This is a genomic window from Candidatus Limnocylindrales bacterium, assembly GCA_035559535.1.
In the GTDB taxonomy this organism is placed as follows: domain Bacteria; phylum Moduliflexota; class Moduliflexia; order Moduliflexales; family JAUQPW01; genus JAUQPW01.
This window is the reverse complement of the sequence record DATMBG010000017.1, coordinates 92,033-112,017: the sequence shown is the minus strand read 5'-3', so window position 1 is coordinate 112,017 and position 19,985 is coordinate 92,033. Positions and strand designations below refer to the sequence as shown.

The following is a 19,985-nucleotide window of genomic DNA, read 5'->3' as shown; positions in this document are numbered from 1 at the left end:
CTTTGAGGGCCTACATGCCGGGATAAGATAGAAAAGCCTGATTCTGGCAGTGCAGGGTAGAGCAGACGGTTGCGCTCCCAACTAAGCTTTATACTAGCCCCTATGAACTCTGAGGGGTAGAGATCCTAAAATTATTAAAGGAAAGTAGGTTAAGCGTCCATGCTTGACATAAAAGAAGTCTGAGCCTGGGCTCTTGACTGGCGAACTAGGAGCTTTTAAAGAAGAGAACCCCTAAAGGGGGTAGTGTCAGCGACAGGGCGTAGGGCCTCCCAAAGACCGTTTGGGAAATTGCTTCAACACCGCCTGCATTTCCGACCCCACTCCCACCGTAAAAATCCGCATCGCTGTTGAGCATTTCCTTCCAGAAACCACCTCGCGGAACCCCTATCAGATAATTTTCTCGGGGAACAGGGGTGAAGTTGCATACCACCAGAATCAAATCGGAGGTGGTCTTACCTTTTCTCAGGAAACTGATAATGCTGTGCTCCCAATCATGGAAATCGATCCACTCAAAGCCTTCCATTCGGAAATCCAACTCATATAAGGCAGGTTCAGTACGGTAGAAGTGGTTCAAATCCCGAACCCACTTTTGAACCCCTCGATGGAAAGGATAGTCCAGGACATGCCACTCGATACTCTCCTCGTGATTCCACTCTCGCCATTGCCCTATCTCTCCACCCATAAAAAGGAGTTTTTTTCCGGGATGACCGTACATATAACCAAATAGAAGCCTGAGATTGGCATTCCGCTGCCATTCGTCCCCGGGCATTTTTCCAAGTAACGAGCCTTTACCATGAACGACTTCATCATGGGAGAGCGGAAGCACAAAGTTTTCCGAAAAGGCATACCAGATACTAAAGGTTAACTGGTTATGGTGATACTTCCGGAAAATAGGATCGGTGGACAGGTATTTCAGGGTATCGTGCATCCATCCCATGTTCCATTTCATCCCAAAGCCGAGGCCTCCGATGTAAACCGGCTTTGAAACCATGGGCCAGGCCGTGGATTCTTCGGCGATGGTCTGGACATCGGGGTATTCCCCATAGACCATTTCATTAAATCTCTTTAGAAAGCTTATGGCTTCTAAATTTTCCCTTCCACCAAATATATTGGGTATCCATTCCCCCTCTTTTCGAGAATAATCCAGATAGAGCATAGAGGCTACGGCGTCGACCCGAAGACCGTCGATATGATATTTATCCAGCCAGAAAAGGGCACTACTGATCAAAAAGGCACGTACTTCGTTTCGACCGTGGTTAAAGATGTAACTGTTCCAATCCGGATGGTAACCTTTCCTGGGGTCCGCATGTTCGTAGAGATGAGTACCGTCAAAATAAACCAATCCATGCTCATCGGACGGAAAATGAGAAGGAACCCAGTCCAAGATGACTCCGATGCCATGTTGATGAAGATAATCAATCAGGTACATGAAATCCTGAGGGGTTCCATATCGGCTGGTAGGTGCAAAGTAGCCCACGATTTGATACCCCCAGGAACCGTAAAAAGGATGCTCCATAATCGGTAAAAATTCCACATGGGTAAAACCCATTTCCCGGACATAATCCGCCAGGTAAGGAGCCATTTCCCTGTACGTGAGGAATCTATTCCCTTCTTCAGGTACCCGCCGCCATGAACCTAAATGAACCTCATAAATGGCCCAGGGAGCCTCCAAAGCATTCGCTTTATATCTGTTTTCCATCCAATTCTTATCGGCCCATTCATAGGTGAGATCCCATACCATGGAAGCTGTTTTGGGGGGAGTTTCCCAGCGAAAAGCAAAGGGATCCCCTTTATCTACCCGGTAGAGATTGTATCGAGAGATGATGTGGTATTTGTAAAGGGTTCCCGGGCCAACACCTGCAATAAATCCTTCCCAGATACCCGATTCATCTTCCCTTATCTTGAGGGGATGGGATTCTCGATTCCATCCGTTAAAGTCTCCAATCACCGATACATATTCGGCATTGGGAGCCCATACAGCAAAGTAGGTCCCCTGGACCCCTTCCAGGGTTGTGATATGGGAACCCAGCTTATTATAAAGTCTGAAGTGGCTCCCTTGTTTGAAGAGGTAAATATCATGACTTGTAAGAAAACTCACATTCTTTAAGGCTAAAGGGCAAAAGCGAAAGGAAAAACACCCTTCTATCAAGCGCGGACGCTTAACCTACTTTCGCCTTTGCCCTTTAGTCTTTTATTTTTTCTACTTAACCCGGTTTAAAATAGGTTTCCCTTCCACAAATCGAACCATGTTGGCAAAGGCCGCCTGGATTTTGGTTTTAAACCCATCGAGGGTTCCAGCTGCGATGTGGGGGGTGAGAACGACGTTATCGAGCTTGAACAGGGGATTCTGGGGATCCGGGGGTTCTTGATAGAAAACATCCAGTGCTGCTCCGGCAATAGACCTGTTTTTTAAGGCTTCATAAAGGGCGGATTCATCCACCACCTGACCTCGACAGGTGTTGATGAGCACGGCCGATTTCTTCATCAATTTAAGTTGATCCCGTCCCATCAGGTGATGGGTTTCCTCACTCAGGAGGACATGAAGGGACACAATGTCCGAAGTCGATAGGAGTTCTTCAAAGGAACAAAACCGGGCCTGTAACTCTCGCTCTTCCTCGGCGTTTAATCGAAGGTATTTATCGTAGTAAAGGATATTCACGCCAAAATTTTTTGCACGGAAAGCAACAGCCCGACCGATCCGCCCCATTCCTACAATCCCTAAGGTCTTACCGTACAAATCAAAGGACTGCATCCGTAATCCCCATTGGAGCCATTTTCCCTCCAACAAGGATTGATGGGCTGTGGGAAGCCTTCTATAAAGAGCCAGAATCAGGAGAATGGTATGCTCGGCAACCGGTATGGTTGTCCCCTCCGGAGTTATTCCTACCACGACCCCTGCTTCCGCCGCTGCGGCTAAATCAATTTTTTCATAGCCTACCCCTTGATGTTGAATCATCTTTAAACGGGGGGCTGCCTGGATATGGACCCTGGTTATCGCCGAATCGGCTACCAGAATAAAATCTGCTTCCTGGAGTTTCTCTAATCGTTCGGGTTCATCTCCCCGGTCCAGAGTTATTACTTCAAATCCCTTTGGAGCCAGAGATCGGATGACTTCATACAACTCGGGATTTGTAACACTAAAATACAAAACCTTGAAAGGGCCAGAGTCATTCATACTTTCCCCTTTGTATACCTTGAAGTTTTGGTTTTATTTGTAATCAGATTCTTTTTATTTCGTTTTCTATTCGGATCAAATTAAATTAAAGGTATTTTCTACCTCGTCCCTCCTGCCAGTTCGACGGCAACCTGGATGGCTTCCCGTAAACTATTGGGGTTTGCGATTCCCTTTCCGGCCTTATCATAAGCCGTTCCATGTTCCACTGAAACCCGGATGATGGGAAGTCCAATGGTTACATTTACCCCTTTCATATCGATCCATTCTCCGGTCTCCGGATCCACGACAAATCCCAGGACTTTGGAGGGGATATGTCCCTGATCGTGGTACATGGCTACCACCCCATCAAAGACCCTTCCCCGTAAATGGGTAAAGATGGTATCCGGGGGAAGGGGACCTACCACCTGAATACCTTCTTTTCTCGCTTCCTCAATGGCCGGGGTAATCTCCTTTATTTCTTCATCTCCGAATAAACCATGTTCCCCGGCATGGGGATTAAGCCCGGCAACCCCAATTCTAGGAGATTCAATTTTAAGCTGCCGGAGGGTATTGTGGAGTAATCGGATAACCGTTAAAACCCTGGGTTTTTTAACCCGATCGCAGGCTTCTCGAAGGGAGCAATGGGTGGACACATGGGCTACCCGGAAAGTACCGTTAACCAGGAGCATGGCATAATTTTTGGTATGGGTCAAATCGGCCAGAAACTCGGTATGCCCATCGTATTTATATCCCCCAGCTTGCAAGGCTTCTTTATTGATGGGACAGGTCACTATGGCATCTATTTGCCTGGCTAAAGCCAGATCGACGGCTTTTATAATGTAATCTCCGGCTGCTTTACCTGCCATGGCACTCACTTTTCCGTACTCGAATCGGCTCATATCTATATTATCCAGATCCAGGACATCCATGGTTCCATACTCAAACTTTGCTTCGGACGGTTGTTGAAGGGAATGAATGGTTAACGGAACCCCGGTGACTTCACAGGCCTTTTTCATGATCTTACCATCTCCGATAACCAGGGGCTTACAGATCTCATAAACCTGCTTGTGGGCAAGGACTTTAGCCGTCACTTCGGGCCCGACCCCTGCTACGTCTCCGATGGTTATTCCGATAATTGGTTTCTCTGACATGATAGAAAACAGGATCCAGGATTCAGGAATCAGAATTCGGAAGATTTTCCTTCTGACCTCTGAAGCCGGTATCCTGATGCCTGGTTTTTAAATATTCGATGCATCGGGCTATGGCTTCTGGATGACCAAAAGCGCCTGCTTTCGTAATAATGTTTAACCCTGCAGAATCTCCTCCGATTAAACGGCCGGAGGGAATTCCCGGTAATACCTCCTCCACCAGATAAATACCCCTGGCTCCCAAATGCTGACACACACTCAAGGCAATATCTCCTCCGGTTAAGAATAAACCCGAAATTTGTCCCATCTCCTGGACTTTACAGCGGGTGGAGTTAAGTAGCTCCACCGCCAGATCTCCTAAAGCCTGAGCTACCTGACGGCTATGCCTTAAAAAAACCTCCGACGGAAGTTCTTTTCGGGAGTTGTCGGTGGTTACTAAAATATCTTTACCCTGGATAAGGTAGGAAAGGGCCCGGGTAACGAGCCTTTGAATCTCCCCTGTCTTTTCTTGCTCATCCACCATTTTATCTGATAAAGCTTCTAAAACCGGTATTTGCAAATTTCTTGCGGCATACTCTACCTGTTCCCGGGTCACCGGGCTCAGACTTCCACAAATTCCCACTACAGAAAATCGAGGGGGAGAATCGGAGAAAGGGAGGAAAAAGCTTCTTTCTTTTTCCTCGTCTTTCCTTCTTCCGTTCTTTTTTTCCTTCCCCGCTGTTCCCTCCAGATGAAATGCTTCCGGAATCTCGGCAGCCAATCCTGCGGAACCGCAAATTAAAACGGGCATGGAGAGCCTGGCGATGGTCTGAGCTGCGATTTTCAGGTCATCCTGGACTAAAGCGTCCAGGACAAAAATCTCGGTACCGTCCTGGATAAGCCGATGAACGTTTGGGAGTAAAGTCTCTTTCCCCTGGCGAAGGGTTTCTAAAGGAATTACCTCTACCTTCCGTCGGGTCTGTCGGACCAGCAAATCCGGAATAAAGGCGTTTTTCATATAAAAGGTAGGATCTGAAGCTATCGCCGTTTTATGGATGGGAACTCCATCAAGATAGAGACTTCCATTTTGAACCGTTCGCCCATAAACCGGAAAAGCCGGGGTCAGAAAACAGACTTTAAAGTTTAAAATCTCCATGAGGGCGTCGATCTCGGTTCCGATATGACCCCGTAGCGTAGAGTCTATTTTTTTATATACTCGGGAAATCTTTAAATTTTTCAAAACAAGACCCATGGCCCTGGTTTGGGCATACGCCTGCTCGGGGGCCAGGAAACGGCTATCGGTATTCAACACCACCACCTGAATATCGTTGATCAACCCGGGCTCTATTTCCAGATCAAGAATCACTAAGGTTTTGAGTCCTTTCTTCAAAAACTGAATTCCTGTATCATTGGCCCCGGTGAGATCATCGGCAACGATGGCAAAGGTTTTTTCAGGGTTTAATTGTAAGTCCATGTTGGACTCTAATTTAGCGTGTTATCTGGCCGGTGTCAACCCTTTAAATTTCAACGGGAACAGGCCCTTGATAGAAGTAACCCTCTAAAGAGACTTTAAATTTGACCCCGAAAAGCTGGACCCCTTGTTGATAAGCCTCTTTCAATACGGTGGCAAATCGGGGATCGGTATCCCGATTGGGGCGAATGCAGAGGAGATCGTCTCTCTGGGCTACAAATAAAACCGCTGCCTGTTTTCCCTGTCGCCTGAGGTCGATTAATTCATGAAGGTGCCGGACTCCGCGCAAAGTAGGAGCATCTGGAAACAGGGCGATTTGATTTTTTACCAGGGAGACCGATTTAACTTCCAAAAATAACTCATGCTTATCTTGATGAAGGTAAAAATCCAGCCGACTTTCTCCGATTTTGTATTCTCGCTTGAACTGCCAGGAGGTTCCTATAGGGGAGAACCGGGAGTGTCTCAAAATGGCCTCGGCGAGGCGATTAGCAGAGGGAGTATCCAGAGAAACCAGAGGATAAGGGGGATCTGAAGACCGGACCAGAAGAAGTGTAGAGAAGGTTTTCCGGTTTCGTAAGGATTCCTTCGAAGAGGTTAAGGCGGCCAGGCTTACATAAACTTCTACGCCGGGTTGAAGTAATTCCAGAAGTCGTCCGGGGTCGGGTACATGGGTTACGACAGGTTCCTGGGTCAGCCCGGTTAAAAGAGAAGGATTAAGACCTAACTCCCCGGCCCGGGATAGGAGATCCACCCGGTCCAATTGGACCTGGGCGGCAAAACGATGAGGTCGCCGGATAAACCGTCCTTTTAAAAGCGGACCCGGGTAACGGTGGGGAAGAAAAAGACTTGAAAATGGCCTGGAAATCCGCATAGAAGGAGGTAAATAAATGGGTAAAGGTTTTCAGGGATTGTTAAGGATTTTCCTTGACGATGAACAAAACTTCTGTTAATAAAACATTATATGTTATCTCTTCAAGAGAAAAAAGAATTTTTACAGGGTATTGATCTCTTTACCGCTTTAAAAGAAGAAGAGTCTCTCCGATTGGCCCTGGCCGCTAAGGAAGTTTTTATTCCTGAGCAGACCTCCGTATTTGAGGAGAATAGTCCCGGGGATGCCGTCTATGTGATTTTTCGAGGTAAAGTTCGGGTTTACCATCACGATGCCGAGTTGATGATTGGGGAGCGTGGAGATGTACTCGGTGAAATTGCCGTTGTGGATAGAGGATTGCGGTCTGCATCGGCCCAAACTCTGGAAGATACCCTCCTTCTCCAAATACCCTGCGATACTTTCCACGAAATTCTGGCCCATGATCCGCCTTTGATGCTGGCTATATTCAAGCTTTTAAGTCTTCGACTGCGCCGAAACGTAGAGATTTTTGAGCGGCAGCACCTGGAACTTTTAAAGGTCTACAATCAGATAAAGGCTATTAAAGAACGATTGGCGGAAGAGAATATTTATCTCAGGCAGCAGCTTAAAGAAAGCTCGATTTTTAACAGTATCGTAGGAACCGATGAAAAGCTGGTTAATATCCTGAACCTGGTCGAACAGGTTGCCCCAACATCTGTTCCGGTTATTGTTTATGGAGAAAGTGGAACCGGAAAAGAGCTTATAGCCCGGGCCATTCATTATAGTAGTTCCCGATCCGAGTATCCTTTTATTACGGTCAATTGTGGGGCCATCCCTGAAAGCTTACTGGAGTCTGAGCTTTTTGGACATGAACGGGGATCCTTCACAGGAGCTACCTATACCCGAATCGGAAAGTTCGAGGCGGCTAACCATGGAACACTGTTCCTGGATGAAATCGGGGATATGAGCCTGAACCTTCAGACCAAGCTCCTTCGGGCCCTCCAATTTGGAGAAATCCAAAGGGTAGGAAGTAACCAATTGTTGACCGTCGATGTGCGTGTTGTAGCCGCAACCCATAAAGATTTGAAACGGATGATTGCGGAAGGGACCTTCCGTGAGGACCTTTATTACCGACTTAATGTGGTTACACTGGAACTTCCTCCTTTGCGAGGGCGGCGAGGAGATATTCCGTTACTGATTAATTTCTTCATGAAGAAATTTAATAAGGAGTTTCGCAGACGGATTCAGGAGATAGAACCTGCCGCTCAAGAGCGCTTGTTGGAATACGATTATCCCGGGAATATTCGAGAATTGGAAAACATTATTAAAAGGGCCATCGTTTTAGCCAAAGGAGAAACCATCAAGTTAAAAGATCTTCCTCCGGAACTTCAACAACCTCAGCGCTTTTTGAAGCGACCCTACCCGGCCATTCCAGAGAACTACAGAGAACTCAAAGAGGTCAAAGAAGCTGCCAGACAACTGGCTGTGAGGGATATTGAAAAAAGCTTTTTGCGGCGCCTGTTGCAATCAACCCGGGGGAATATCGCGGAAGCCTCCCAAAAGGCCGGGGTTAACCGAACCTTCCTTTATAAGCTCCTTTCGAGGAATGGGCTGGATTTAAATCAATTCAAGTAAACCTTATTTTATACCTTTTTCGATTCTCCCCGCCCTTGTTTCCTTTCTCTTCGCTGTCTTTAAGAAAGAGACTAATGGTAAAAAAATTTTACTTATTTAAGCTCGCTTAATTTAAATACTTAAAAGAATCTTTTGAATTTTTGTCTCTAAAAGAGAGACAAAAGAAAAAGGATTTTTCCAGGGATCTTATAAGCTTTTAAAAAACAGATACTTATAAAGGATGATTTTTTGCAGCCCTGGCACGGGGATTGCTCTTATTAAAAGTAAGCAAATCGATAGCATCTATAACCGAGGCAAGTAAACCCGGAGAACGCCGGGTCGTCTTAAAAAAACTTGCTTCTTTTACTTCTTCAAAAGGAGATCATCATGAAAACACATCTCTTATTTCAAAAGAGTATCCTGATAATCCTCCTGGCCGTGGGTATTACCCTGACCACTTCCCTAGCTTTTGGACAGGATGATCGGTTTATGGGAGTCGGGGAGAAGGGAGGACAGGTGGTAACGGAATTTGGAAGCTTCCTGAAACCAAAGCCGACAACTCCTTCCCCTTCTCCGAGTACAATCTATCAATCCCCCAGGGGAGAAAATCCCAATATGACAGGGGATCGGTTCTTGGGAATAGGCGAAAAGGGAGGCGAACAGGTTCCGGAAATGGGAAGCTTCTTGAAACCTAAACCCGTCACTCCACCCGAAACCATAGAGACCAAAGAATTTTCTCTGCCTCAAGTGATCTATCAGGTTCCAAACAACCCCAAGGGTCCAACTTACTTTCAGGATGGGGCAGATAAATGGCCCTGGCTGAATACCCGTTAAAGAGTCGAAGAAGTAGGTCCTTATACCGACGGCTATATCATACCGTTACCAAACCCTATATCCTAAAGGTGAGATCGAAAAGAGGGAAATTTTAAAAAGAAATTCAGGAGATCCCCGCCCTCTTTCCGACTTTCACCGGTCAGGAGAAAGCTTATGAAAATGAAAGATATTTTGATAAATATTTGTCTAATTGCCATGGCTATAGTTGGAAGTATGATTTTGATCCGGGCTCCAGCTTTTAGGCAGAACAGTGTGGCGGACTCTGGGTTGGTGACGGGTAAATATGTTCAGCGGGAAATGGAAAGCTTCTTGAAATCTAAACCTAAGATTTCTCCAGAGGCAGTTACAGGAAAAGAACTGCCGGTTCCGAAGGCAATTACAACCGTCCCAGAGGGCTCTAAATAATTGAACCCCATGAGGGATGGAGTTCTTATAGGCAAAAACTCAGCCCTTAAGAAAGCCCTGAGGATATTCTCAGAAGAAACGTTATTTAACCCTTACCAATTGGTAAGTGGATGTTTTCTGCTTCTCTTAAACCAATATCGTCAGAAGAAGACCCAGGATGGGTTTGAATAAACAACCTATGGCTAATAATCATCGTGTGGAACTTTACGTGAAGGATTTAAATTATTGGATAAACTTTTATATAACCCAAATGGGTTTCAATCCGGTCAACATAGAAGATTCTACGGCCCTGCTATCGGATGGATATACCCTCTTACAGATTCGGAAAGAAGGGCGAAAGAGGACCGAAAAGAGGAATCCAGAAACCTTCAAGGCATGGAGATGCCGGATCTGCTAAAAAGAGGAATCTCCAGGCTTATTTTTTCCGAGTCTAAAAACCTGTTTCGTGGTCTATAGAAGGAGGAAAGTTTCACCATGAACTGTAAACAGGAAGTACCCGTTGTTTTAAGGCAGGCGCTTAAAGTGCCTTCAGCCTTTTTTCTCGAAGAGAATATCCTGTAAAGTCGAACCTCTCAATTCGAGGGAATTTGCCTTAATTTCCCACTTGAACGCTTAAAATTTTCCCCTTGGGTCCCTCCGCCTTTATTCATCCATAGTCAATTTCAGATTTGGATACCTTTTTATTCATTAAAAACGGTAAAGCGATTCCCCCTCCATAGGTTTTAAACTAACCCCGGTTGGCTTAAGGTTTCCTATAAAAAGAAGGGTTGTTCCTAATCAAAAATTGAGTTAAATTAATTATATCAGATTATGAGTAGAGAAAAACAAGTCCTTCGAGAATATATCAGTCAAAACAAGTTAAAGCTTACGGAACAGCGTGAGCTTATTCTAGAAGCCTTCCTGTCTGTAAAGGGTCACGTAACCGCAGAAGAGCTTTACCAAATTGTCTGTAAGCAAAATCCCATGATCGGACTTGCCACTGTCTATCGAACCTTGAATCTGTTATGTGAATGCGGTCTGGTTCAACAAAGGCAATTTGGTGATGGACAGACGCGTTACGAGCTTGTCCAGGCCCACCACGATCACCTCATATGTACCAAATGCCGTAAGATTGTTGAATTCGAAAACGAGGCTATTGAAAAGCTTCAGGAACAGATTGCCAGGCAACATGGTTTTATCATTCAGACCCACAAGCACGAACTCTATGGCCTTTGTTCAGATTGCCAAGACAAGGAAAGAGAAACCCATACAACCGAAAAACAAGACTTTCTTGTGTATTAAACACCCGTAGAGAGAAGGCTTCAAGCAATCTCTTTTTCTTTCTTCATTTCATTTTTCTTCCCATTTTCCGATTAACTTTTAACTTTTTCTAAAAGAATCTGTATCCCCTGGTAAGTGAAAGAAGAAGTACCTCCTGCTCCCCTCAAGAGGGAACCTAGGGGGAATCGTTCCCTACTAAAATCCTCCTTTGAGGTGGGTCAGGAGGGCATATTTTCAGGGAAAGGGGTAGGGGAAAGGATATTTTGCCCGGGACCTATCAACGATTCATTCCCTTGAAAGCCCTAAGGAGGTTAGGAAAAGGTTACAGCTACCAACCAACACGGAGGAGACATTTCTAAATAATTTGTTGACGGAGATAATAAAATATAGGATGATGTTTCTACCTTAATAAGGAGTCAATTTTGACGGGAGTTCAGCGTATAAAGGGGTTCAGATCATGAAATACTTCCGGGTATTGCCAAATCGATTTCCCATTCAAACCAAGCTTATCCTTACCGTACTACCTCTATTTCTGACTTTAATTCCTCTACTCAGCTATATTTATATCAAAAATCAAGAGAACAACTTACAGGAGGAAATGGAGAGCAGAGTCCGGATTATCAAAGGTAACTTGCAAAGGCGGGGTATAGCTCTTGCCAGAACGCTGGCTCTGGCCTCTGAGAATGCCATTGCAGGGTTTGACCTGACCTTTTTATCGGATCTCATTCGTGCTGCTGCCGAAGGAAGTCCTGGAATTTCGTTTATCCTGATCATGGACAACTCCCGACAGGTTTTAGTTCATACCGATGTAAATCAGGTCAATCAAATTCTCAATGAGCCCGTCGATATAGAAGCCTCTCAGATAAAAGATGTGACCATTTACGAATATCAAAGACAGGGTCAGGATATCATGGAGGTGAGTGTTCCTATCCAAAGTGAAGGGGAACGACTCGGAACCCTTCGGATAGGTTTTGATCTGGAAACCTCTTATTCTCAAATCAAAGAAGTTAAGGAACGTCTTTCCCATAAACTGGAAGCCACATGGAAAACCGCGGGGATTATTACCGGTATTTTCTTGATTATGGGAAGTATCATTTTAAGCTTAATTAGTAAGCGGATTACCACTCCGATTCAGAAGCTGGTTCATAGTGTCCATCTTATTTCCGGGGGAGATCTGACCCAGAAGGTTGACATAAAATCCAGAGATGAAATCGGTGAATTAGCCGAAGCTTTTAATCAAATGACTTCCCGGTTAAGACAGTCCTACGAACAACTGGAAGAATACAGCCGAACCCTGGAGCAGAAAGTCGCCGAAAGAACCCGAGAGTTGGAGGAATTATACCGATTCAACGAAAGTATTATACGGAATGCACCCATTGGAATTTCCACCGTGAACGATCAGGGAATTGTAACGAGTCAGAATCCGGCATGGGCTGAAATTATGGGTTTTAAAGGCTCAGAAACCGCTGTGGGTATGAAAGTCGTTGAAATACCGACCATTAGAGATACCGGACTACTTCATGTTTTTAAGGATGCCTTAGAGAAAGGGATTCCCTTTAAGGGATTCAATATTCCCTATACCTCTTATCTTACCGGTAAGGAAGTTTTGCTCAACGTAGTTTTAACTCCTATCCTGGGAGAAGATGGCCAGGTGAAGACCTTATTGTGCTTGATTCAGGACAACACTGAAAAAGCAAGGGCTGAAGAAGAGTTGAAAAAAGCCTATGAGGAATTAAAAAAGGCCCATCAAGATCTCCAAAATGCTCAACTTCAATTAGTCCAGTCTGAGAAACTGGCTTCCCTGGGACAACTGGTTGCCGGGGTAGCCCATGAGATCAATAACCCGGTTAATTTTATCTCATCGGGATTAACACCCCTACGCCGAAATATCGATGATCTCATCAGTCTGGTTCGTAAATACTCTGAACTTTCCTCTATAAAGCCGGATCAACTAGAGAACTTTGTTCGAGACGTGGAGGCCTTCAAAAAAGAAATCGAATATGAAGACGCCATAAACGGCATTTATAATATGCTGGAAAGCATTCGAGAAGGGGTTCAGAGAACGGTACGAATTGTCAGGGATTTACGAAGTTTTTCCCGTCCCGACGAGGCAGAACTTAAGGAAGTTAATTTACATGAGGGTTTAGAGAGTACCCTCAATCTACTCTCCAACCCTTATAAAAATCGAATTGAAGTCATTCGGGAATACGGAGATATTCCTCCGGTAGAGTGCTATGCAGGGCAGATTAATCAAGTCTTCATGAATCTTCTGGTGAACGCTTCTCAGGCTATTAAAAATACCGGTCAGGTTCGTATAAAAACCTGGCGTGTAGAGGATAAGGTTAAAATCAGTATTAAAGATTCTGGATCTGGAATCCCCCAGGAAATCCTGGGGAAAATATTTGATCCGTTTTTTACCACCAAACAGGTGGGGGAAGGAACCGGTTTAGGGCTTTCCATCAGTTATGGGATTATCCAAAAACATCACGGTAAAATAGAAGTTCAGAGTGAGGTAGGGGTGGGATCGGAATTTATTATCACCTTACCGATTAAACAAAGCCGTTAGGTCGCGGGTAAGGATGGGGGAATAGGAAAGTACTTACTTTCCTCCTATTTCTTCATTCTCTCTTTCGCCCTCTCGTTTTTGGCATGGGAGAAAAAAAGTATAAAATCCTTTACGTGGACGATGAGTTGCACAATCTGACAACCTTTAAGGAGACTTTTCGGAAAGAGTACGAAGTTTTTACTGCTTTATCCGGAGACGAAGGGCTGAACATTTTACGGAAAGAAAAAGATATTGCCTTAATTATCACCGATCAGAGGATGCCCCATATGACCGGGGTCCAGTTCCTTGAAAAGACCATTCCGGAGTTCCCCGACACCATCCGGATGATCCTTACGGGATTTACCGACATTGAGGCTTTGATCGATGCCATTAACACAGGCCGGGTTTATCGATATATCACCAAACCCTGGGATGAGAACGAATTGCGAATTACGCTTAAACGCGCCCTGGAAGCCTATGAACTCAGCCGGCAAAACAAAAAATTGATTGAAGATCTCATCCGGATTAACAAGGAATTAGATCAAAAAGTTGAAGAAAGAACCCGGGAACTCAAACAGGCCAATGAAAGAAAAGATGAACTCCTGGGTATGGTAGCCCACGATTTGCGTAACTCCTTAACGGTTATCATAAATTTTGCAGATCTTCTTCGAAAGTCCCTGACAGGGAGAGCCAGCCAGCGAGAGATGAGGTATCTTGATATTATCTATGATTCTTGCTATCAGGCCTTAGAACTCATCAAAGACCTGTTGGATATCCATGCCATTGAATCTGGAAAATTGAAGCTGACAAGGATAAAAATACAGTTAGATTCTCTCCTGAAGGAGAACCTGGAGAAGAATCAATACCTGGCCACCAACAAGGGAATTCAACTCCTATCAGAAATTCCAGAGAATCTTCCCCCGGTGTATGTGGATCCCCGACGAATTCATGAAGTTCTAGATAATCTGATCAGTAATGCCATCAAGTTCTCTTATCCCGAGAGTTCTATTAAAATCAAAGCTATCCATCGAGATAGCCAAATTGAAGTGAGTATTCAGGACCAGGGGCAGGGGATTCGAGCCGAAGAACTAGGTACTTTATTTACAAAGTTCGGAAGAACCACCACCAAACCGACCCAGGGTGAGACCAGCACGGGACTCGGGTTAGCCATTGCCAAAAAAATCGTGGAACTCCATGGGGGTCATATCTGGGTAGATTCCGTTTACGAGAAAGGCTCTACCTTTACCTTTTCACTACCGGTTGCAAAGGAAGAAAACTAGAGAAAAGGCCGGAAACTAGAGATTAAAAACTGCTAACCCTTTTCCTAAGTTTCGATCTTCGCGTCTCGGGTTTCCATGGTCATGATCAGATTATTGAGATAACTTTCATGCTCTACATCCCCATACAGACACTTGGATAATTCTTTGGTATCAATAGCCTTTGTATCCAGGATACTTTGCAATTTTCTTATTAAATATTTGTTAATCTCATCTTCAAGATTTGACTTTTTATACAATTCCACATCCAACTCTATAGGACTTGAAAAGGTATTAGAATCTGAAACCCTTATAAAGGGTAAATTAAAGATTATCTTAATATAGGATTTAAACAGTCTATTAGGAATTTCAGCAAGATCTGCTAAATCTGATGGGGTAACTTTGCCATCTATTTTCTCGATCATATTTTTAATGATTTGATATCTCGTGTTATTCCCTATAATGATGTTCCTGTTTCTAAATACATCCTTATAGCTATAATCCCTCTTATGTTGGGCAGGTAAACCTTCCTGTTCTATTTTAGATAAATCGATATCGATAAGAGTGGGAAATCCTAATTTTTGATCATCTACCTTGATAATACCCTTTTTCTCAAAATACCTGGCCAGCTCTCCAAATCTTTTATAACTGGTATACCTGATATCGAAACTCTTATCCAACTGCTTCATCCTATCGTTAATAACCGAAATATTATAGGGGAGTCTCTCTAAATCAATACTGGTCAGAACCTCTTTAAATAACTCCCGGGCTTTTCTATCATTATCCTCGAGGTACTCCCGTTTCGTTTTTTCATCAAAACCACCGGAATCACTCTGATAAAAATCCTCTAAAAAGAGCATTTTATCACAGGATTTCGCCAGGATCTGCCGCTCTTCATCATCTTTCCGACATACCAGCCACACTTCTTTTCCATATTTCCGGAGTTTATCCATAATTACGGTAAAATCCGAGTCGCTGGTTACAAAAATATACCGATCCAATGCAGGATTGTTGACATACAAGGTTTCAAAGGCATCAATACTGATAAATAAATCCGCCCTATTTTTTTTGGATCCGATATGCGGTTTTTCCTGCATAGAAAAGTTGTAATCTCTTAATTGAGTCTTTAACTCCGACGAAATCGAATTTAATGCCCCGTAAGCTGCCTTGTAAGCAAAAACAAAATTATAATTAGATTGTTCACTCAAAATAAGGGAATTCATCAAAACTTCTAAATTGAGTCTGCTGGGAATGTTTTCAAGATCTATAAAAATGGCCAAAAATATCTTTTCCATACAATATACCTCAATGAGAATTATTTTCTAATTAAACAGAATACAAACATTATAAATAATAAGTAAATTTTAAGTCAAGGTATTTGTAAGTTAAAGTATTTGGATCAATCTAGTAGGTGGAAGAAGAAACATCCTCCCTGTTCTCCCCCGTTTCACAGGGATCGGAAGGGGCGTTCCTCATGGATCTCACTCTTATCCTAGCACCTATGCCCTCAAAGGAGGGTCAGAGGGGTGGTTTTCTTCCGTACCGATACAGATACCAGTTAGGAAGGTGCTCTTTACACAAAAGAAGAGTACAACTATAATAAACATAAAAGAAAAGCATCGTCTTGAACAATTCTGGCTATTAAAAAATTTTCTTTTTGCAAGTATTTTTAAACAGCATGAACCCATATTCCTTTTCCCGAAGACAGTTCCTCATCAAACTCGGTCAGACCATAACGGCCCTTGCCACGGGTTCTTTTGTTTCAAATTTCCCAGTCCGGGCTCAGGAAACCGTAGGGGACGGGAAAACCGCCTTTCTCTATACCGATGCCTATCTCCAATACGATTATGGGGGACAGCATCCCTTAAAACCCTATCGACTCAAGCTGACCTATGAACTGATTAAGGCTTATGGCCTTCTCGACCTTCCTGAAACGCAACTTCTCACACCTGAAAAAGCACTCCGTCAAGAGTTAGAGCGGATTCATACGCCTGATTATTTGGATGTTCTGGAGGATGCCGATAAAGGAATTGAGAAACAGGCCTATCATAAGTATGGGTTGGGTACAGGAGATAATCCCGTCTTTCCAGGTGTTTACCAGTGGTCTTTATTAACCACAGGAGGCAGTTTACAGGCAGCCCGGGGGGTGGAAAGAAAAAAAGTAAGTACGGCTTTTAACATTGCCGGAGGACTCCACCACGCCATGCCAGATAAGGCTTCTGGATTTTGTTATATAAATGACCCGGCTGTTGCCATTGCCTGGCTTATGGATCAAGGGTATCGAATCGCCTATATTGATATCGATGTCCATCATGGGGATGGGGTTCAGGCGGCTTTTTATGATACGGATCAGGTTTTAACCATTGACCTTCACGAAAGTGGACGGTTTCGCTTTCCAGGAACCGGATTTGAAACGGAAATCGGAGAGGGTAAGGGTAAGGGATACTCGGTTAATCTTCCTTTTCTCGCCAGAGCCGATGATGAAATTTATCTATACGGTTTCTCTGAGATAGTCCCTCCCCTTCTAAAGGCATATAAGCCCGATTTTGTGGTGACCCAACTGGGAGTTGACAGTTTCCATGACGATCCTTTAGCAACCATGTTATTGACTACCAACGGATTTTCCAGGGTCGTCAGCCAGATTAAAGATCTGGCACCTCGATGGATTGCCCTTGGGGGTGGGGGATACAATCTCAGTAATGTAGCAAGGGCCTGGACCCTCGCCTGGGCCATCATGAACGGGGTTCAATTACCGGATGAATTGCCTGCCTCGGTACTTCCTTTGTTTGAAAAGGTTGGATATAAAGAGAAAACGCTGCGAGATCCCGAGATTCGAACAAAACCTAAAGACCGGGATAATATCTTGAAAGCATTGGATAAATCCATTAAATATTTGAAAGATACAGTGTTTCCCATCCTAGGAGCTTCCTGATTGGAGAAGAGGCAGAACAGGGAATGAAAAGTCAACCGGATTCATTGACCGAAACAGAAGATTAACTTCCTGCAAGGGGGTCTATACATCGGCAAATTTTCACCTTGATTTACTTTTCCCTTGACTATTGGATGAAATTTTTATCCTATCAAAGAAGAGGATCCTGAAATTTTTGCAGGAATTGTTAGAAGTTATTGAACACTAAAATAGAACTTTTACACCTTTAATTCTAAGGAGGGATCAAGGAGGAATTTTATGTTAAAAGAGAAACAAGAACCTGAAAGTTCTAACCCTTACGGACTAACGCGACGGGAATGGTTAAAGGTTACAGGAAGGTTAGGGGCTGCCGCCATTATTGGAAATTTTGGAAAGCCTTTATTTTCTAAAGCCTTTGCTGCAGAACCCATCAAAATAGGACACATTACCCCTCGTACCGGATTTTTAGGTCAAATCGGGGCTTATGCCGTTATGGGAGTCCAACTGGCTGTTGAAGAGGCTAATGCCAGGGGGGGTGTTCTGGGCAGGCCTATCGAAGTGATTTATGAAGACTCCGTAAATCCAGGTACGGCGGTTCAAAAAGCGAGGAAGTTGATTGAAAAAGACAAAGTTGTTGCTCTGGTAGGAGAGATCAGCAGTGCTTCGACGCTGGCGATTGGTGAGGTTGCTCAAGAGGCAGGGATTCCCTTTATCAATACCGGGGCTAATTCAGATGAGATCCGGGGAACCAAATGCCATCGATATGTTTTCTCCACAGAAGGTAGCAACACCATGTATGTAAATACCATCGGGCAATGGCTGATTAAGAACCAGAAGTTTAGCAGGTGGTATTTTCTAACGGCCGATTATGCCTTTGGGCATGACCTCTATCGTGTGTCTAAAAAACTTCTTCTAGAACATGGAGGGACCGAACTGGGGAATGATATGATTCCTACGAATACCCCGGATTATAGCTCCTATATTCTCAAGTTAAAATCTGTGAATCCGGATCTTCTGTTTCTGAACCTGGCCGGAGTGGATCAAACTACTTTTCTGAAGCAATACAAAGAGTTCGGAGCGCCCTTTGAGACGGCCGGAGGGGTTATGGATACCGTCCAATTCTGGGCCGCAGGTCCTGATGCCATTACCGGGGTCTGGCCCTCTCTTTGGTATCATGGGATTGATGTACCTGCTGCTAAAGAATTTACTGCTCGATTCATGAAAAAGTTTGAGAAACCCCCTGATAATCAGGCCTGGTCCGATTATGTGGCCATGCAGATTATCCTGCAAGCCATAGAAAAAACGGGAGGAACCCAAAGTAAAGACCTGGTGAAATTCTTAGAAAGCGGCGTCGAATTTGAAATTTATAAAGGACGACCGGGTAAGTTTCGTGAGTGGGATCACCAACTCATGCAACCCCTGTATGTGGTTAAAGTCAAACCAAAGGCACAAATGAAAGACCCCTGGGACATTTTTGAAGTTCTCGAAGAGATCCCAGGTAAGAATGAATCCCTGGAAACCATCATGATGAAAAAAGAGGAAGGCTGTAAGCTGGAACCCCTATAAAAGACCATAGGGTGTGTAGGGGCGACCGGCCAGTCGCCCGTACTGGGGGTATGGGAGCATGGGAGTATGGGAGTTCTACCCCCCACACTCCCACACTCTCTATACTCCCATACTTTTTACTTATGTTGTGGGAATACATCGCCAATGGTCTTGTAGTAGGAACCTTATATGTAATTGTGGCACTGGGATTGTCCATTATTTTTGGAATGATCGGGGTGATTAACTTTGCCCATGGGGCTTTTTACGCCTTGGGAGCCTATTTTGCTGTCCAACTCCAACATGCTTTGGGTTTTACAGGGGTTCTTATTATCTCTCCCATTATTGTGGCCATTCTGGGAATGCTGATCGAAGTACTGTTTTTAAGACGGCTTTATTCAGGAGATCCGCTCCTGGGACTTTTGTTTACCTTCGGTCTGGCTATGGTCATTGAACAATTGATCCGAATTATCTGGGGTCCCAGTGGTTATCCTTTTGATATTCCCAAGGCTTTGTTTGGAGCTATTCCCATCGGACCGTTTATCTATTCTAAATATCGCCTGTTTACTCTCATATGCACGGCTACGATTATTGTGGGACTCTGGTGGTTTCTTGAAAAAACCAGGTATGGAACCATCATTCGTGCCGGAACCCGAGATCCCGAGATGGTACGGATGCTGGGGATAGGTCTCAATTCTATTTTTACGCTGGTTTTCGGCCTTGGAATTGCACTGGCTGCATTGGCCGGAGTTCTTTCCGCTCCCCTGGCCGGCGTACAACCGGCCATGGGAAACGAAATAGCCACCGCTGCCTTTGTGGTTGTAACCATTGGGGGTCTCGGAAGTTTTTGGGGAGCTATTGTAGCAGGACTTCTGGTCGGAGAGATTGTCACCCTCAGCATTCGCTTCTGGCCACCCGGGGCCCAGGCTTCCATGTATATCCTGATGGCTATCATTCTGCTCACAAGACCTCATGGACTCTTAGGAGAACGATGGGAAAAGTTTGAGTAACGGTCCAGGGTC

Annotated in this window: 16 protein-coding genes; 10 read left to right on the top strand and 6 right to left on the bottom strand. The window is 44.5% G+C overall.

Features of this window, described 5'->3' with window-relative positions; genetic code table 11:
* Positions 1–205: 205 nt before the first annotated feature.
* From glgB to sfsA, 5 genes are all read right to left on the bottom strand, one after another.
* Complete coding sequence (gene glgB, locus VNM22_05425) at positions 206–2,098, bottom strand: 1,4-alpha-glucan branching protein GlgB (GenBank protein HWP46581.1); 1,893 nt, start codon at positions 2,096–2,098, stop codon at positions 206–208.
* A gap of 102 nt (positions 2,099–2,200) precedes the next feature.
* Positions 2,201–3,175: a 2-hydroxyacid dehydrogenase gene (locus tag VNM22_05420; protein ID HWP46580.1), complete on the bottom strand. Its 975-nt coding sequence runs from the start codon at positions 3,173–3,175 to the stop codon at positions 2,201–2,203.
* Positions 3,176–3,273: 98 nt separating this feature from the next.
* Entirely contained in the window at positions 3,274–4,305 is a 1,032-nt protein-coding gene (gene pdxA, locus VNM22_05415) for a 4-hydroxythreonine-4-phosphate dehydrogenase PdxA (protein HWP46579.1), read from the bottom strand.
* 22 nt (positions 4,306–4,327) lie between these two features.
* The gene (locus VNM22_05410) at positions 4,328–5,755 is read right to left on the bottom strand and encodes a four-carbon acid sugar kinase family protein (GenBank protein ID HWP46578.1); all 1,428 of its coding nucleotides are present in this window, start codon (positions 5,753–5,755) and stop codon (positions 4,328–4,330) included.
* A gap of 43 nt (positions 5,756–5,798) precedes the next feature.
* The gene (sfsA, locus tag VNM22_05405; GenBank protein HWP46577.1) at positions 5,799–6,623 is read right to left on the bottom strand and encodes a DNA/RNA nuclease SfsA; all 825 of its coding nucleotides are present in this window, start codon (positions 6,621–6,623) and stop codon (positions 5,799–5,801) included.
* Between the two features lie 90 nt (positions 6,624–6,713).
* Between sfsA and VNM22_05400 the strand changes: the two genes are divergently transcribed.
* From VNM22_05400 to VNM22_05370, 7 genes are all read left to right on the top strand, one after another.
* Positions 6,714–8,234, top strand: coding sequence for a sigma 54-interacting transcriptional regulator (locus VNM22_05400; GenBank protein HWP46576.1), 1,521 nt, complete (start codon positions 6,714–6,716; stop codon positions 8,232–8,234).
* 366 nt (positions 8,235–8,600) lie between these two features.
* On the top strand, positions 8,601–9,047 hold the full coding sequence (locus VNM22_05395) for a hypothetical protein (GenBank protein ID HWP46575.1): 447 nt from the start codon (positions 8,601–8,603) through the stop codon (positions 9,045–9,047).
* Positions 9,048–9,200: 153 nt separating this feature from the next.
* Positions 9,201–9,452: a hypothetical protein gene (locus VNM22_05390; GenBank protein HWP46574.1), complete on the top strand. Its 252-nt coding sequence runs from the start codon at positions 9,201–9,203 to the stop codon at positions 9,450–9,452.
* 157 nt (positions 9,453–9,609) lie between these two features.
* Positions 9,610–9,849 (top strand): hypothetical protein, encoded by a 240-nt coding sequence (locus VNM22_05385; GenBank protein ID HWP46573.1) that lies wholly within the window; start codon positions 9,610–9,612, stop codon positions 9,847–9,849.
* Between the two features lie 413 nt (positions 9,850–10,262).
* The gene (locus VNM22_05380; GenBank protein ID HWP46572.1) at positions 10,263–10,733 is read left to right on the top strand and encodes a transcriptional repressor; all 471 of its coding nucleotides are present in this window, start codon (positions 10,263–10,265) and stop codon (positions 10,731–10,733) included.
* A 436-nt stretch (positions 10,734–11,169) separates the two neighbouring features.
* Positions 11,170–13,278, top strand: coding sequence for an ATP-binding protein (locus tag VNM22_05375; GenBank protein ID HWP46571.1), 2,109 nt, complete (start codon positions 11,170–11,172; stop codon positions 13,276–13,278).
* Between the two features lie 83 nt (positions 13,279–13,361).
* A complete protein-coding gene (locus VNM22_05370) occupies positions 13,362–14,537 on the top strand; it encodes an ATP-binding protein (protein ID HWP46570.1) in 1,176 nt (391 codons plus the stop codon).
* Between the two features lie 44 nt (positions 14,538–14,581).
* On the opposite strand, the gene VNM22_05365 is transcribed toward VNM22_05370, so the two are convergent.
* Positions 14,582–15,808 carry an NYN domain-containing protein gene (locus VNM22_05365; GenBank protein HWP46569.1) on the bottom strand — a complete coding sequence of 409 codons (1,227 nt, stop codon included), beginning with the start codon at positions 15,806–15,808 and terminating at the stop codon, positions 14,582–14,584.
* A 383-nt stretch (positions 15,809–16,191) separates the two neighbouring features.
* Here VNM22_05365 and VNM22_05360 point away from each other — a divergent pair, with 383 nt between their 5' ends.
* The 3 genes from VNM22_05360 (at position 16,192) to VNM22_05350 (ending at position 19,973) form a co-directional block, all read left to right on the top strand.
* On the top strand, positions 16,192–17,445 hold the full coding sequence (locus tag VNM22_05360; GenBank protein HWP46568.1) for an acetoin utilization protein AcuC: 1,254 nt from the start codon (positions 16,192–16,194) through the stop codon (positions 17,443–17,445).
* A gap of 255 nt (positions 17,446–17,700) precedes the next feature.
* Positions 17,701–18,987, top strand: coding sequence for an ABC transporter substrate-binding protein (locus VNM22_05355; GenBank protein ID HWP46567.1), 1,287 nt, complete (start codon positions 17,701–17,703; stop codon positions 18,985–18,987).
* 50 nt (positions 18,988–19,037) lie between these two features.
* Complete coding sequence (locus VNM22_05350; GenBank protein HWP46566.1) at positions 19,038–19,973, top strand: branched-chain amino acid ABC transporter permease; 936 nt, start codon at positions 19,038–19,040, stop codon at positions 19,971–19,973.
* Positions 19,974–19,985 lie beyond the last annotated feature (12 nt).

Coding starts and splice junctions, on each gene's coding strand:
- VNM22_05420 (HWP46580.1), bottom strand. CDS start 3,175: ATGAATGACTCTGGCCCTTTCAAGGTTTTGTATTTTAGTGTTACAAAT.
- pdxA (HWP46579.1), bottom strand. CDS start 4,305: ATGTCAGAGAAACCAATTATCGGAATAACCATCGGAGACGTAGCAGGG.
- VNM22_05410 (HWP46578.1), bottom strand. CDS start 5,755: ATGGACTTACAATTAAACCCTGAAAAAACCTTTGCCATCGTTGCCGAT.
- sfsA (HWP46577.1), bottom strand. CDS start 6,623: ATGCGGATTTCCAGGCCATTTTCAAGTCTTTTTCTTCCCCACCGTTAC.
- VNM22_05400 (HWP46576.1), top strand. CDS start 6,714: ATGTTATCTCTTCAAGAGAAAAAAGAATTTTTACAGGGTATTGATCTC.
- VNM22_05395 (HWP46575.1), top strand. CDS start 8,601: ATGAAAACACATCTCTTATTTCAAAAGAGTATCCTGATAATCCTCCTG.
- VNM22_05390 (HWP46574.1), top strand. CDS start 9,201: ATGAAAATGAAAGATATTTTGATAAATATTTGTCTAATTGCCATGGCT.
- VNM22_05385 (HWP46573.1), top strand. CDS start 9,610: ATGGGTTTGAATAAACAACCTATGGCTAATAATCATCGTGTGGAACTT.
- VNM22_05380 (HWP46572.1), top strand. CDS start 10,263: ATGAGTAGAGAAAAACAAGTCCTTCGAGAATATATCAGTCAAAACAAG.
- VNM22_05375 (HWP46571.1), top strand. CDS start 11,170: ATGAAATACTTCCGGGTATTGCCAAATCGATTTCCCATTCAAACCAAG.
- VNM22_05370 (HWP46570.1), top strand. CDS start 13,362: ATGGGAGAAAAAAAGTATAAAATCCTTTACGTGGACGATGAGTTGCAC.
- VNM22_05365 (HWP46569.1), bottom strand. CDS start 15,808: ATGGAAAAGATATTTTTGGCCATTTTTATAGATCTTGAAAACATTCCC.
- VNM22_05360 (HWP46568.1), top strand. CDS start 16,192: ATGAACCCATATTCCTTTTCCCGAAGACAGTTCCTCATCAAACTCGGT.
- VNM22_05355 (HWP46567.1), top strand. CDS start 17,701: ATGTTAAAAGAGAAACAAGAACCTGAAAGTTCTAACCCTTACGGACTA.
- VNM22_05350 (HWP46566.1), top strand. CDS start 19,038: ATGGGAGCATGGGAGTATGGGAGTTCTACCCCCCACACTCCCACACTC.